Genomic DNA, 15,036 nt, shown 5'->3' with positions numbered 1-15,036 from the left:
AACAAAATTAGAAGTTAATTGCTATTTAAGGCAAAAATAGTATCACTATTGGTCGTATTTGTGGTAGCTATTCTTTATTTCACAATTTACATTTGCATATATTATCAAATTTTAAGTAAAAGCACCTAATAAATATGAAATACATAGTTTGTGAAACCCCAGGAACTTTTTTATTAAAAGAAAAAGAAGCTCCAACTAAGAAAAAAGGAGAGGCATTGTTAAAAGTAACTAAGGTTGGTATTTGCGGTACAGATTTGCATGCATATGCAGGTAATCAAGCTTTTTTTAGCTATCCTAGAATATTAGGTCATGAACTAGCTACACAAGTTATAGAGATTGAGGATAATGAACAGGGTATAAAAGCAGGAGACAATGTTGTTGTAATGCCATATATAAGCGATAAAAATAGTTTTGCCTCAAAAAATGGAAAAACAAATTGTTGTCCAAATATTAAAGTGCTAGGCGTTCATACAGATGGCGGTATGCAAGAAGTTATATCTGTACCTATAGATTTATTAATACCTGCTAATAATTTAAGTGACGACCAAATGGCTATTGTAGAACCTTTAGCAATTGGAGCACATGCTATTAGAAGGTCTATGTTGCAAGATGGTGAAACAGTAGTAGTTGTAGGTTGCGGGCCAATAGGCATCGGGATTATGAAGCTGGCTCAAATAAAAGGAGCAAAAGTAATAGCAATAGATATGAACCAACAACGTTTGGATTATGCTAAAGAAAAAATTGGTGTAGACCATATTGTATTAGGAGGAAAAGAAACTGTGTCTAAAATAGAAGAAATTACAGGAGGAGATATGGCAACTGTAGTTTATGATGCTACAGGGCATAAAGGAGCATTAGAATCTGGTCCAGATTATATGTCACATGGCGGTAGATATGTATTAGTAGGTTTATCTAAAGGAGACCTTACCTTTTCGCATCCTGCTATACATGCAAAAGAAACTACTATTATGTGTAGTAGAAATGCAACATTAGAAGATTTTGAACATGTTATAAGTGTATTAAATGAATTTCCAACAGAATCATTTATAACACACAATGTAGATGCATCTGAAATGATACAAAATTTTGATAGTTGGTTAGATCCAGCTACTGGTGTAATTAAAGCTACAGTAAATTTTAATTAAGAACTCGATTATTAAAACTAAATATTTTTTAAAACTTTAATCAATTTAAATCAAATGAAAAAAGTAGTAACCTTCGGAGAGATCATGCTAAGATTAGCACCTCAAGGATTTTTAAGATTTTCTCAAGCAAATAACTTTGATGTTATTTATGGTGGTGGAGAGTCTAATGTTGCAGTATCATTAGCAAACTATGGTGTGCCTGTAGATTTCGTAACTCGTTTACCAAAAAATGATATTGGTGAGTGTGCAATGATGGAAATGCGCAAACGTGGAGTAGGCGTAGATAAAATAGTTTATGGGGGAGACCGTTTAGGAATCTATTTCTTAGAAACAGGAGCAGTAAGTAGAGGTAGTAAAGTAGTTTACGATAGAGCACATTCTGCTATAGCTGAAATTGAATCTGGAATGATAGATTGGGATGCTGTTTTTGAAGGTGTAGAATGGTTTCATTGGACAGGAATTACTCCTGCAATTTCGCAAGGAGCTGCAGATGTTTGTTTGGAAGCTGTAAAAGCTGCTAGTGCAAAAGGAATTACTATTTCTACCGATTTAAATTACAGAGCTAAACTTTGGAATTATGGTGGTGATAGAGAAGCTATTATGACGGAACTTACATCTTATTGTGATATTATCTTAGGAAACGAAGAAGATGCTGAAAAGCACTTTGGAATTCACCCAGAAGGTTTAGATGTACATAAAGATGGTCATGATGTTAAAGCAGAAGCATTCTTATCTGTGTGTAAACAAATGATGAAAAAATTCCCAAAAGCTAAAAAGGTAATTACAACGTTACGTGGGTCTATCTCAGCTTCTCATAATACTTGGGCAGGTGTTTTATGGGATGGTTCTAAAATGTATGAAACACGTCAATACCAAATCACAGATATCGTAGATAGAGTAGGTGGTGGAGATTCTTTCATGGGAGGATTAATCTACGGATTATTAAAGTACCCAGAAGATGACCAAAATGCTCTTGATTTTGCTGTTGCAGCATCTTGTTTAAAACACACTATTAAAGGGGATGCTAACTTGGTTACTGTAGCTGAGGTTGAAAAGCTTATGGGCGGAGATGCATCTGGTCGTGTTGCTAGATAAATTTTAAATTATAGTATAATAAAATAACAAATCCTTCTCTTAATTGGGAAGGATTTATATATAAAAAGATATGGCACAATACACAAGAATAGAAGTGGCTAATGTAATGAAGGAAACAGGGATGGTTCCTTTATTTTACAATCCTGATATAGAATTAGGAAAAAAAGTATTAAAAGCTTGTTATGATGGAGGCGCAAGATTAATGGAATTTACTGCTCGTGGAGATTTCGCTTATGAAGTTTTTAATGAATTAAATAAATATGCAATAAAAGAGCTTCCAGGAATGATTATGGGAGTTGGTTCTATAACAGATGCAGGAGCTGCATCTTTATTTATGCAAATGGGAGCAAATTTTATAGTAACACCTTCTTTAAGAGAAGATATTGCTATTGCTTGTAATCGTAAAAAAGTTTTATGGTCTCCTGGTTGTGGCTCATTAACAGAAATTAATAGAGCAGAAGAATTAGGTTGCGAGATTGTAAAATTATTTCCAGGCTCTACTTACGGACCAGGATTTGTATCCGCAATAAAAGGCCCACAACCGTGGACAAGTGTTATGCCAACTGGTGGAGTTAGTACAGAAGAATCTAACTTAAAAGGATGGTTTGATGCAGGTGTAACATGTGTTGGAATGGGGTCTAAACTTATTAGTAAAGATATAATAGCAAATAAAGACTATGCTAAATTAGAGCAAGATGTTAAAAAAGCTTTAGCTACTATTAAGTCTATTAGAAAATAATTTTCTTAAGAGGAGATAGTTAAAAAGTATCTCCTCTTTTTACTTTCATAATTACACAAATAAAAGCTATGTCTAAGAATTACGTTCAAATAGATCCAAGAGACAACATTATTGTTGCTATTAACCCTTTAGAAAAAGGAACTGTAACAACAATAAATTGTACCGAAATTATTTTAAAAGAAAACATCAAACAAAAGCACAAATTTGCTTTAAACAATTTTGCAGTAGGAGATGAAATATTCATGTACGGTGTATTAATTGGTAAAGCAGTTAAGTCAATTCCGGCAGGTTATGCAATTACAATAGATAATGTAAAACATGCATCAGCAGAATTTAATGACTCAAAAGAAAAATTTACGTGGACAGCCCCAGATGCTTCTAAATTTAAAGGAAGAACATTTAATGGCTACCATAGAAAAGATGGTAAGGTAGGTACAAGTAACTATTGGTTGGTAATTCCATTAACATTCTGTGAAAACAGAAATATAGATGTTTTAGAAGGCGCGCTTTCAGAAAAATTAGGATACGAAACTAAAAAAGATTTTGCTGTAGATACAGATGCTTTAATAAAGAAGTATAAAGCAGGAGCTACTAGTGAGGAAATTTTTAATACCCCAATTATAACTACAAAGGAAGAATTAACTAAAAATAGATTATTTCCTAATGTAGATGGCATTAAGTTTTTAAAACACGATGGTGGTTGTGGTGGTATACGCCAAGATTCAGAAGTCTTATGTCAGCTTTTAGCTGGGTATATAGCAAACCCCAATGTAGCAGGAGCAACTATTTTTAGTTTAGGTTGCCAAAATGCCCAAATTAGTATGCTACAAGATGCTTTAGATGCTATTGACCCTAATATGGGGAAACCAGTACATTATTTAGAGCAACAACAAAGCGAAAGCGAACGTGCATTAATAGAAGAAGCTGTTAAACATACTTTTATTGGTTTAACAGAGGCTAATAAAATAGAAAGACAACCAGCACCATTAAGTAAACTAGTTTTAGGGTTAGAATGCGGTGGTTCTGATGGTTTTTCAGGAATATCTGCAAACCCAGCACTAGGGTATGCATCAGATTTACTAGTAGCATTAGGAGGAAGTCCTGTATTGGCAGAATTTCCAGAATTAAACGGTGTAGAGCAAGAGTTAATAAACAGATGTAATACTGAAGAAGATTCTAAAAAATTCTACGACTTAATGCGAGCTTATTCTGCAGCAGCAGTAGCTGTTGGTTCTGGGTTTGAAAATAATCCATCCCCAGGAAATATAAAAGATGGTTTAATTACCGATGCAATGAAATCTGCAGGAGCAGCAAAAAAAGGAGGAACATCTCCTGTTGTTCAAGTTTTAGATTATGCAGAACAAGTAACCATGCCAGGTTTAAATTTATTATGTACGCCAGGTAATGATGTGGAATCTACAACAGGTTTGGTAGGTTCTGGTTGTAATGTTGTAGTATTTACTACAGGGTTAGGTACCCCAACAGGTAATCCAGTAGCGCCTGTTTTAAAAATGTCTAGTAATACACATTTGTATGAAAAGATGTATGACATCATAGACATTAATGCAGGGACAGTAATTACTGGAGAAGATACCATAGCCTCAATGGGAGAAAAAATACTAGACCATATTATTAGAGTGGCAAGTGGAGAAACTGCTTCTAAGGCGGTTGTTCATGGTAATAATGATTTTATTCCTTGGAAAAGAGGAGTATCACTATAAAACAATAACAAATTATTAAAGCTAGAGGTTAAAACTAATAGAGAAAAGCTTAAAATACATGGATGCATTAAATAGAAGTACGGCAAATGTAAATACGTATACAGAAAGAATTTTGCAGTTTGGAGAAGGTAATTTTTTAAGAGCCTTTGCCAATTGGATGATTCATGAAATGAACAAAAAAGCAAATTTTGATGCTGGTGTTGTAGTTGTACAGCCAATTGATCAAGGTTTAGTAAAAATGCTAAACGATCAAGATGGATTATATACTTTGTATTTAAATGGTATTAAAAACGGGAAAGCAATTAGTGAGCACGAGATTATAGATTGTATTCAAAGAGCTATTAATCCGTATGATAATTTTGCGGGTTATTTAGCAAATGCAAAAAACCCATATTTACGTTTTGTAATTTCTAATACCACAGAAGCAGGGATAGCGTATAATGCAGAAGATACTTTAGAAGATGCTCCACAGAAGAGCTTTCCAGGAAAGTTAACTGCGTTATTATATAAAAGATTTCAAGAATTTAGCGGAGCTTCAGACAAAGGTTTAATTGTTATTCCATGTGAGTTAATAGATCGTAATGGCGATAATTTAAAAAGAATTATTTTGCAATACGCTAAAGAATGGAAACTAGGAGAGGAGTTTGTAAACTGGATTAATGAAGATAATATTTTCTGTAATACTTTAGTAGATAGGATTGTTCCAGGATATCCAAGAGATAAAATGGATGCTATTACAAAAGAGTTAGGGTATAAAGATAATTTAGTAGTAGAAGGGGAGCAGTTTCACTTATGGGTAATAGAAGGTCCTAAAGAGGTTAAAGAAGAGTTTCCGTCAGAAGCCTGTGGCCTTAATGTTGTTTTTACGGATGACATGGAACCCTACAGAACACGTAAAGTTCGTATTTTAAATGGAGCACATACTAGCTTAGTACCAGTAGGTTATTTATATGGAATAGAAAAAGTTCGAGAATCTTTAGAAGATGCCGTTGTTGGTGGCTTTTTAAAAGATGCTATTTTTAATGAAATTTGCCCAACCTTAGATTTGTCTGAAGAGGAGCTAAATCAATTCTCTAATGATGTTTTAGACCGTTTTAGAAACCCTTATTTAGAACATGCGTTAATGAGTATTTCATTAAACTCTGTATCTAAATATAAGACAAGAGTATTGCCATCTGTTTTAGAGTACGTAAAACGTAAGAATGAATTGCCTAATAGATTGTTATTTTCTTTAGCAGCATTGATTGCTTTTTATAAAGGGGAACGTAACGGAGAAGAAATTACTTTAAAAGATGATGAAAAAGTATTAGAGTTTTTTAAAACGCAGTGGGCAACAAATGATATAGCAAAAATTACGCAAGCCGTTTTAAGTAATACAAATTTTTGGGCTACAGATTTAACTCAAATTAATGGTTTACAAGAAAAAGTACAAGCACATTTAAATGCTATTATAACGGAAGGAATGCGAAAAACATTAGAAAATTTATAATTTTGTTTTCATTGTATTGGCCAAATAAAATTTAGCCAAAAAAAATAGAATCAAAAACCTTAACAGAGCTAATCTTGCTTATGTTAAGGTTTTTTCTACTATAAAACACTATAGTAAACCATATGTTATATACATATGACCAATACTTTTCTTAGTTGCATACTAATACAAGTACATTTAGGTATCATTAAAAACCAACTTATGAAACCAATACATACTCGTTTTTTAGCTCTAATAGTAGTTGTTTTAATAGCATCATGTTCAGACAAAAAAGAAAAGAAAGACACTGTAGCAACTGAAACAGATTTAGAAAAACCGTTTACTGAAAATTGGAATTCATTAGGAAAACATAAAGAATCTCCGGAATGGTTTAAAGACTCCAAACTTGGAATTTATTTTCATTGGGGTGTTTATTCAGTACCGGCATATGGTAATGAATGGTACCCTAGATGGATGCATTTTAAAGACAATAAGTTTTACAAACACCATGTAGAAAAATACGGGCACCCGTCTGAGTTTGGGTATCATGATTTTATCCCAATGTTTAAGGCAGAAAAATTTGATGCAGAAGAGTGGGCAACACTTTTTCAAGACTCTGGAGCAAAATTTTCCGGACCAGTTGCAGAACATCATGATGGTTTTGCCATGTGGGATAGTGAAATAACACCTTGGAATGTTATGGACATGGGGCCAAAAAGAGATGTTACAGGGGAAATAGAAAAAGCAATACGTGGTAAAGGAATGAAGTTAATCACAGCTTTTCATCATGCAAAAAATTTACAACGAGCAACAAAATTGGGAGAAGATATAAGAATAAGTCACTTCCCAAATTTTGAAGGAATGCCAACTACATCTAATGATCCTAAATTACAAATGTTATACGGTAATATGGAGCACGAAAAATGGTATAAAGAAATGTGGTTGGGAAAATTAAAAGAAGTGATAGATAAGTATAACCCTGATATTGTTTGGTTCGACTATGTTTTGGGGGATATTCCAGAAAAGTATAGAAAAGAATTTGCTGCATATTATTTAAATGCTGCCGCAGAAAAAGGGAAAGAAGTTGTTATTGTTCGTAAACAGCATGATTTGCCTTTAAATATGAGTGTTGAAGATTTAGAGCAATCTCGTAAAAATGTTATAGGTACAAAAACTTGGATGACAGATGCTACTATTAGTGATGGTAGTTGGTGTTATACAGATAATTTAGGAGTTAAAAAATCTAAAGACGTTTTACATACACTAATAGATATTGTAAGTAAAAATGGAGTTTTATTATTAAATGTTTCACCAAAAGCAGATGGTACTATTCCGGACAACCAGAAAGAAGGGCTTTTGAAAATGGGAGATTGGTTAGAGAAATATGGAGAGGCTATTTACGGAACAGAAGCATGGTATACTTTTGGAGAAGGACCTACAAAAGAACCAGATGGTCATTTTGAAAATCATAAAGCATTTTTAGAATTAGAATACTCTAATAAAGATATTAGGTATACTACCAAAGATTATGAAATTTATGCCATAGTTATGGGTGCTGTTTCTCCAGAAAAAGAGTTACTTTTAAAATCGTTTGCTAAGAAGAATATTTTAGACGCACCAAGTATAGAAAATGTTAGTTTTTTAGGTAGTGAAGAAAAGGTTGAATGGAGTTATGATGAGGAAGAAGGCTTACAGGTAAAAGCACCTTCTAAGCAAGTAGATACTATGGCAACTGTAATTAAAATAACAATATCACAATAAGTAAATGGTAATAGATTCGCATCAGCATTTTTGGAAATACGAAGAAGAAAAACATAGTTGGATAGATGATGAAATGGCAACTATTCGAAGAGATTTTTTTCCAACAGATTTAAAAAAAGTTTTTAAGGAAAATAATATTGATGGGTGTGTTGCAGTACAAGCAGACCAAACCTTAGAAGAAAATAAATTTCTATTAGAATTAGCAGAAGAGCATAGTTTTATTAAAGGAATTGTAGGGTGGGTAGATCTAAGAAGTAGTAAGGTAGAATCTGATTTAGAAAAATACCAAGACTTTTCTAAAATGAAAGGCTTTCGTCATGTAGTACAAGGAGAACCCGACCATAATTTTTTATTGCGCTCAAACTTTTTAAGAGGTATTTCTTATCTAGAGCGTTATAATTATGTTTATGATATTTTAGTTTTTCCGCATCAATTAGGTGCTGTTTTAGAATTTGTAAAAAGTTTTCCTAACCAAAAGTTTGTTATAGATCATATTGCAAAACCATATATAAAAGATGGTTTTTATGACGGTTGGGCAGTTTTAATGAAAGAAATTGCAAAACATCAAAATGTATATTGTAAAGTCTCTGGAATGATTACTGAGGCAGATTATAAAACATGGACTCCTGAGCAAGTAGAACCTTATATGCAATTAGTATTAGATTCTTTTGGAGTGGATCGTATTATGTATGGTTCCGATTGGCCAGTGTGTTTGGTAGCGGGTAGTTATGAAAAAGTTGTTTCGCTTACCAAAAATTTTATAAGTACACTTAGTGTTACAGAACAAAATGCCATTATGGGAGGCAATGCAACAGCTTTTTATAATTTGTAATACATTAGATTAGATGCAAAAGATGCTTTAAAGCTGGGTTGTCATTATTTTTATGCCAAGCAGCATAAAGCTCTGTTTTCTGCGGAATATTTTTAAGTTCTATATACTGTACTTTATAATTAAAGTTATCTCGTAAAGAATTTGGGATAATAGAAACACCCATGCCGTTTTCTACCAATCTAAAAATTGTAGGGGCATGTATAGATTTGTGCGAAACTTTTGGACTAAAACCATGTTCTGCACATAAGTTTAGTATTTGTTGGTAGTATAATGGGCTGTTTTCGTTTGGGAAAAGTATAAATGAAGCCTCAGAAAGTTGTTTTATAGTTTTAAAGTTAGATGTGTTTATAGCGTAATCCTGTGGTAAAACCAAAGTAAAATGTTCTTTAAAAATTGGTTTTAATAGTATGTTAGCGTTTACTTTATTGGAACGCATAAAACCAATATCTATAGTGTTATTTTCTAGATGATTTAATTGGTCAATATTAGTTAACTCTTCTAGTTGTAGTTTTATTTTAGGATGTTCATCATCAAAAGATTTTAAAATAGGAGGCAAATATTGTTGCATTGCCGATGCTACAAAACCTATTTTTAAAGCTCCTTTTTTTCCTTCATTTTGTAATATCCAATTTTGAACAGAAGAATCTACTTGTTTTATTATTTTCTTAGCTTCAATTAAAAATAATTTCCCAGAGGTATTTAAAGATACATTTCTGTTATTACGTTCAAAAAGTTTTGTTCCGACAATAGATTCTAAAAGAAGTATTTGCTGACTTAAAGCCGATTGTGAAATAGATAAAACCTCGGCAGCTTTTCTAAAATGCAAAATTTCTGCTAAAACAATAAAATAGCGAAGTTGTCTTAATTCTATTTGATTAGTAATACTTATCATTTAATAATTAATAAGAATTGTTATTAATCAAAAGTACTATTAATTTTAAAAAATATAGATGCAAAAAATATGCTATTATGAATTTTGATAAAAAAAATGGGTTAGGTAAGGTTTTAGAAGGTTTGTTTAAACCGTATTTAGAGCGCGTGCCAGATGTTAGTAAAATAACTGCTGCAATGGTTAGTAATGGCCTTATAACAAGTCAAGACGATATTGTAAATGATCATATAGCTTTTAGAACTTTAGGAGTTCCTAATTTAGGAATAAACTCTTTTGAAAAAATATTTTTGCATTACGGGTATACCAAAGAAGATTACTTTTTTTTTGAAGGTAAAAAGCTAGATGCTTACTGGTATGCACCACCTTCTTCAGAATATCCACGAATATTTATTAGTGAGTTACGTGTAAAAGATTTATCAAAGAATGTACAAGATATTATTCTAAAATATACTAAAAATATTACTAAGGACCCGGTAGATAAATTAGATTTAAATAATGCAGAGGAAGTAGGAGACTTCTTTTATAAATCACTTTGGCAATTACCTTCTTTAGAAGATTATAAAGCGTTGCTTGCAGAGAGCGAATATGCTTCTTGGGTAATTTATAACAGGTATTATTTAAACCATTATACAATTAGCGTACATGAGTTACCAGAAGCGTATAATACCGTAGCCAAGTTTAATGATTTTTTAGAGTCTATAGGGATACGTTTAAATACTGCTGGCGGAAAAATTAAAACTAGTGCAGACGGGCTTTTAAAGCAAAGTAGTACTGTTGCTAAAATGATAGATGCAGAGTTTTCTAACCATAAAAAAGCCAAAATATCTGGTAGTTATGTAGAGTTTGCGGAACGCTTGCCTTTACCAGAATTTGCAAATATGGATCCTTCTAAATTAACCAGAGAGCAAAGAAGAGAAGGTTTTGAATCTGCAAATGCAGATAAAATTTTTGAAAGTACGTTTAGTACGCAAACTCAAAAAGAATAGTGTAACATTTGTTACTTTTATAGTTAGTGTAAAGTACTATTTTTGTGGGTAAAAGCATACTATGTCTTTTAAGGGAACAAAACTTTACAGTATTTTATTTCTAAAATGCCCAAGGTGTCATGAAGGTAATTTTTTGGAGGCTAACCCTTATAAAATAAATAAGTTTAATAAGGTTAAAAAAAACTGCCCTTGTTGTAATTTAAAATATAGTATAGAACCTAGTTTTTACTATGGTTCTATGTATGTTTCCTATGGTGTTGGTATTGCTGTTGCAGTAGCAATTTATGTATTAATTCAAATTTTTAACTTAGAGTTTAGCCTTTTTTCTACCTTTATTAGTACTATTATAGGGTTAGTAGTAACAATGCCATATATAGGTGCTGTTTCAAAGTCAATTTGGGCCAATATTTTTTTTAATTATGATACAGATATTGCGTTTAAAGTAAAAAAGAAAAAGCAAAATGATTCAAGAATTAAAGGATAACTACAAAGACGTTTTTGAAGAGGGTTTAATTAATGAAATTAACCAAGTAGCTACCTTTAAAGAAATTCCAGAAAATTTTAAGATAATAGAGATAGGAGATTATATTAAATCTATGCCTTTACTATTATCTGGAGTAATAAAAATATTTAGAGAGGATACTAATGGAGACGAGCTGTTACTTTATTTTTTAGAGAATGGAGATACTTGTGCCATGACCTTAAGTTGTTGTATAGGACAATCTAAAAGTGAAATTAGGGCAGTTACAGAAACACAGGTTAAGTTACTTATGATTCCTGTTCAAAAAATGGAAGAATGGATGGCTAAATATAACAGCTGGCGCACTTTTGTTTTAAATAGCTATCATAACCGTTTAAATGAAGTTATGGAGACGGTAGATAGTATTGCTTTTCTAAAAATGGATGAACGTTTGCTAAAGTACCTTAAAGATAAAGCAAGAGTTACACATAATAATAGTATACATAATACCCACCAAGAAATAGCTTATGAACTACACACTTCTAGAGTAGTAGTTTCTAGACTTCTTAAAAAGTTGGAAAACATGGGTAAAATAGAGTTAAATAGAAATCATATTCGTTTAGTAGAATTATAATTTTTTTCCAATGTAACATATGTTACTGTAGTATAGAATTCCATAACCTAAATTTACATAGTGTTTAAATAGTACTATTTAAATGCATTTTGATTGGTTGTTTAAGGAAACGGTTATGGAAAAATAATCGTTTTCTTTTGTCGGCTTATTTATTTTAAAAATAGAATATGTCATTATTACGTAGTTTGTTTGGCGCAAAGAAAGATTATTCAGGAATTGTTGAGGTGTTACATAAAACATCTTTTAAATCTGCTATTTCTGATAAAAAAGTCAGGATTATAGATGTAAGAACTCCAAATGAATTTGGACAGGGACACATAAAAAACGCAATGAATGTAGATTTTTTTAATCAATATAGTTTTACTAATTATTTTAAGAAGATAGATAAAAAAGACCCATTATATATTTATTGCCGCTCTGGAGCACGCAGTAAAAAAGCATCTCACAAATTAGCCGATATGGGTTTTGAGAAAATTTACGATTTACAAGGAGGATATTCTAATTGGAAGTTATAAAAGTTTAAACTAAAATTTAATAGTATGAAAAAAAATATGAATACCACAGACCGTATTATTCGTTTTATAATTGCAGGAGTAGTTTTAGCATTATATTACACAAATGTAATAGGGGGAACTTTAGCATATGTACTTATGGCTTTATCTGTAATTTTTATTGTTACAGGTTTTGTGAGTTTTTGCCCATTGTATAGAATTTTTGGAATAAGTACCTGTAAAATAAAAAGCAATAAGTAAGTAATTTTTTAAAACAAAATTTTGTTAAAGGTGAAACAAATGTTTCGCCTTTTTTATGCTATAATAATTCCCTTTTTTAGTTCTATGGAGTACCTTGCAGTTGTTTAAATAAAATAAGCTTCAATAAATTTCTTTAGTATGGAAGACATGCTTTTTTATGATAGGTTGCAATTTGCTTTCACTATCACATTTCACTACATATTTCCGCAATTAACCATGGGATTGTCTTTGTTGATAGTCTTTTTTAAAGGGAAATACTTAAGGAATAATATTGAGAAGTATAATGATGCCGCTAAATTTTTTATGAAAATTTTTGCCATTAATTTTACGATGGGAGTGGTAACGGGAATTCCTATGGAATTTCAATTTGGTACCAATTGGGCAAAGTTTTCAGAATTAACAGGGAATGTTATAGGCCAAACTTTGGCAATGGAAGGCATGTTTTCTTTCTTTTTGGAATCCTCTTTTTTAGCCTTGTTTATTTTTGGGGAAAAACTAATGGGGCAAAAGCTACATTTTTTAACAGGTTTTTTAGTTTTTTTAGGTTCCTGGGCTAGTGGTTGGTTTATTTTGGCAACTAATGCTTGGATGCAACACCCAGTAGGATATGAAATTTTGGATAATGGTAAATTTGTTTTAGAGAATTTTTCGGCACTCTTTAGTAATCCTTGGCTTATACCTGCTTTTTTGCATAACCAATTGGCATCCGTTGTAACCTCTTCTTTTGTTGTAGCAAGTATAGGTGCTTTTTATGTGTTAAGAAATAAACAAATAGAATACGGAAAACTGTTTTTAAAAACAGGAGTAATTTTTGGATTAATATCTAGCCTTTTAGTAGCTTTCCCTACAGGAGATTGGAATGCAAAAAACGTTGCAAAATACCAGCCAGCTTCTTTTGCTGCTATGGAAGGAATTTTTGAAACGGAAGAGGCAGGAGCAGAGATTGTACTTATTGGACAGCCCAATATGGTAGAAAAAAAGTTGGATAATAAAATAGCCGTGCCTAATATATTAAGCTTCTTAACCTACCAAGAATGGGATAGGCAAATTCCAGGAATGGACCATTTTAAAAAGGAAGAATTGCCAGATAACATTCCGGCACTTTATTACTCTTATCATATTATGGTTGGTTTAGGAACTATTTTTATTGGGGTTATGTTTTTGTCGGCTTTCTTTTTGTGGCGAAAAAAGTTATATACATTAAAACCACTATTATGGACTATTATGTTTTTAGTTCCTTTTCCTTATATCGCTAATCTTACAGGGTGGTACACTGCAGAGCTTGGAAGGCAACCATATTTGGTTTACGGTTTGTTAAGAACAACCGAAGGTATTTCTCCCACAGTTTCTTCTGGGAATACATTATTTACTTTACTGGGTTTTGTAGCCTTGTATATGCTTCTAGGGTTATTATTTTTAGTCCTGGTAGGAAAAACTATTAACGAAGGTCCAAAACACCAAACACATTAAATTATGGAACTATTTTGGTACATAGCAATAGCAGTTGTTTTAGCAATGTTTTTTATTTTAGATGGATATGATTTTGGAACAGGAATAATTCATTTATTCTTTGCAAAAGAAGAGAAAGACAAAGAAGTAATTACAAAAGCTGCAGGTTTATTTTGGGATTCTAATGAGGTTTGGTTAGTAGCCGCAGGAGGAATGCTTTTTATGGCTTTTCCAACCTTTTATGCATCTGTATTTAGCGGCTTTTATTTGCCTTTAATTTTAGTTCTGTGGTTAATTATTTTTAGAGCAATAGGATTAGAACTTAGAGGTCAATTTAAATTTCAAATGTGGAAGGATATTTGGGATGCTTCTTTTGGGGTTTCTAGTTTATTATTAGCCTTATTTTTTGGTATTGCTTTAGGTAATGTTGTCAGAGGTGTAAATTTTGGTGGGGTAGAGAAAGGAGTTTCGGAATATGAAGCACATTATTTTTTCTTGCCATTATGGGATAGTAGTTTTAGCCCGTTAAGCAAAACTCCTGGAGTTATAGATTGGTTCACTATTATTATAGGAATAATATCTGTAGTTACTTTAGCAATTCATGGAGCCAATTGGATTATTTTAAAAACAAATGCAGCCATAAATAATAAACTTAAAGGAGTAATTTTAAAACTAAATATTGTACTTGCTGCACTTACCATTTTCTCTTTAATTGTTTGGAAAATTATTAACCCAAATTCCTTTGATAATTTTATAGAGAAGCCCTATTTATTAGTTTTTCCTATTATTTATTTTACTGGTTTAATAGGACTGTTTTTTATTAAGAAATTAAAGAAAGATGTATATGCTTTTGCACTATCTACTTTGCTAATATTAGGAGGAATTACATCTTCCTTAGCTTCTTTGTTTCCAGTGTTGTTACCTTCTGTAAATACCGTAAATGAACCCTTAACTATTTATAATACTGCTGGTACAGAATATGGTTTGTCTGTTGCTCTAAATTGGGGAATAATTGGTTTTATTCTTCTTTTTGTATACATGATTATACAAAAAAGATTAATGGGAGGGAAGATAGATAATATGGATTATGGCCATTAATATT

Annotated in this window: 15 protein-coding genes; 14 read left to right on the top strand and 1 reads right to left on the bottom strand. The window is 31.8% G+C overall.

What is annotated here, in order from left to right:
- The first annotated feature begins 134 nt into the window (after positions 1-134).
- The 7 genes from Q0820_RS01685 to Q0820_RS01655 all read left to right on the top strand — a co-directional run bounded on the left by Q0820_RS01685 (position 135) and on the right by Q0820_RS01655 (position 8,761).
- A complete protein-coding gene (locus Q0820_RS01685) occupies positions 135-1,145 on the top strand; it encodes a zinc-binding alcohol dehydrogenase family protein (protein ID WP_298484496.1) in 1,011 nt (336 codons plus the stop codon).
- A gap of 54 nt (positions 1,146-1,199) precedes the next feature.
- Complete coding sequence (locus Q0820_RS01680) at positions 1,200-2,240, top strand: sugar kinase (protein WP_298484494.1); 1,041 nt, start codon at positions 1,200-1,202, stop codon at positions 2,238-2,240.
- Between the two features lie 70 nt (positions 2,241-2,310).
- On the top strand, positions 2,311-2,979 hold the full coding sequence (locus tag Q0820_RS01675) for a bifunctional 4-hydroxy-2-oxoglutarate aldolase/2-dehydro-3-deoxy-phosphogluconate aldolase (protein WP_298484493.1): 669 nt from the start codon (positions 2,311-2,313) through the stop codon (positions 2,977-2,979).
- A 68-nt stretch (positions 2,980-3,047) separates the two neighbouring features.
- Positions 3,048-4,700, top strand: coding sequence for a UxaA family hydrolase (locus Q0820_RS01670; protein ID WP_298484490.1), 1,653 nt, complete (start codon positions 3,048-3,050; stop codon positions 4,698-4,700).
- Positions 4,701-4,758: 58 nt separating this feature from the next.
- Positions 4,759-6,189, top strand: a complete 1,431-nt coding sequence (locus Q0820_RS01665) for a tagaturonate reductase (protein WP_298484488.1) — start codon at positions 4,759-4,761, stop codon at positions 6,187-6,189.
- A gap of 201 nt (positions 6,190-6,390) precedes the next feature.
- Positions 6,391-7,929, top strand: a complete 1,539-nt coding sequence (locus Q0820_RS01660) for an alpha-L-fucosidase (RefSeq protein ID WP_298484486.1) — start codon at positions 6,391-6,393, stop codon at positions 7,927-7,929.
- 4 nt (positions 7,930-7,933) lie between these two features.
- Positions 7,934-8,761, top strand: a complete 828-nt coding sequence (locus Q0820_RS01655; protein ID WP_298484485.1) for an amidohydrolase family protein — start codon at positions 7,934-7,936, stop codon at positions 8,759-8,761.
- A gap of 4 nt (positions 8,762-8,765) precedes the next feature.
- Here Q0820_RS01655 and Q0820_RS01650 read toward each other — a convergent pair whose 3' ends face one another.
- Positions 8,766-9,653: a LysR substrate-binding domain-containing protein gene (locus Q0820_RS01650; RefSeq protein WP_298484484.1), complete on the bottom strand. Its 888-nt coding sequence runs from the start codon at positions 9,651-9,653 to the stop codon at positions 8,766-8,768.
- A 77-nt stretch (positions 9,654-9,730) separates the two neighbouring features.
- Between Q0820_RS01650 and Q0820_RS01645 the strand changes: the two genes are divergently transcribed.
- From Q0820_RS01645 to cydB, 7 genes are all read left to right on the top strand, one after another.
- Entirely contained in the window at positions 9,731-10,639 is a 909-nt protein-coding gene (locus tag Q0820_RS01645; protein ID WP_298484483.1) for a DUF1338 domain-containing protein, read from the top strand.
- A 61-nt stretch (positions 10,640-10,700) separates the two neighbouring features.
- On the top strand, positions 10,701-11,123 hold the full coding sequence (locus Q0820_RS01640; protein WP_298484482.1) for a DUF983 domain-containing protein: 423 nt from the start codon (positions 10,701-10,703) through the stop codon (positions 11,121-11,123).
- The gene (locus Q0820_RS01635; protein ID WP_298484481.1) at positions 11,101-11,733 is read left to right on the top strand and encodes a Crp/Fnr family transcriptional regulator; all 633 of its coding nucleotides are present in this window, start codon (positions 11,101-11,103) and stop codon (positions 11,731-11,733) included. The genes Q0820_RS01640 and Q0820_RS01635 overlap by 23 nt, the downstream gene beginning before the upstream one ends.
- Positions 11,734-11,900: 167 nt before the next feature.
- Complete coding sequence (locus tag Q0820_RS01630) at positions 11,901-12,248, top strand: rhodanese-like domain-containing protein (protein ID WP_298484479.1); 348 nt, start codon at positions 11,901-11,903, stop codon at positions 12,246-12,248.
- Positions 12,249-12,272: 24 nt separating this feature from the next.
- Positions 12,273-12,485 (top strand): DUF2892 domain-containing protein, encoded by a 213-nt coding sequence (locus tag Q0820_RS01625; RefSeq protein WP_298484477.1) that lies wholly within the window; start codon positions 12,273-12,275, stop codon positions 12,483-12,485.
- Positions 12,486-12,623: 138 nt separating this feature from the next.
- Positions 12,624-13,955 carry a cytochrome ubiquinol oxidase subunit I gene (locus tag Q0820_RS01620; RefSeq protein ID WP_298484475.1) on the top strand — a complete coding sequence of 444 codons (1,332 nt, stop codon included), beginning with the start codon at positions 12,624-12,626 and terminating at the stop codon, positions 13,953-13,955.
- Positions 13,956-13,958: 3 nt separating this feature from the next.
- Positions 13,959-15,032 carry a cytochrome d ubiquinol oxidase subunit II gene (gene cydB, locus Q0820_RS01615; protein WP_298484473.1) on the top strand — a complete coding sequence of 358 codons (1,074 nt, stop codon included), beginning with the start codon at positions 13,959-13,961 and terminating at the stop codon, positions 15,030-15,032.
- Positions 15,033-15,036: the final 4 nt, after the last annotated feature.

This window comes from uncultured Maribacter sp., from assembly GCF_947495965.1.
Lineage (GTDB): Bacteria > Bacteroidota > Bacteroidia > Flavobacteriales > Flavobacteriaceae > Maribacter_B.
This window is presented reverse-complemented; position numbering and strand designations above follow the sequence as displayed.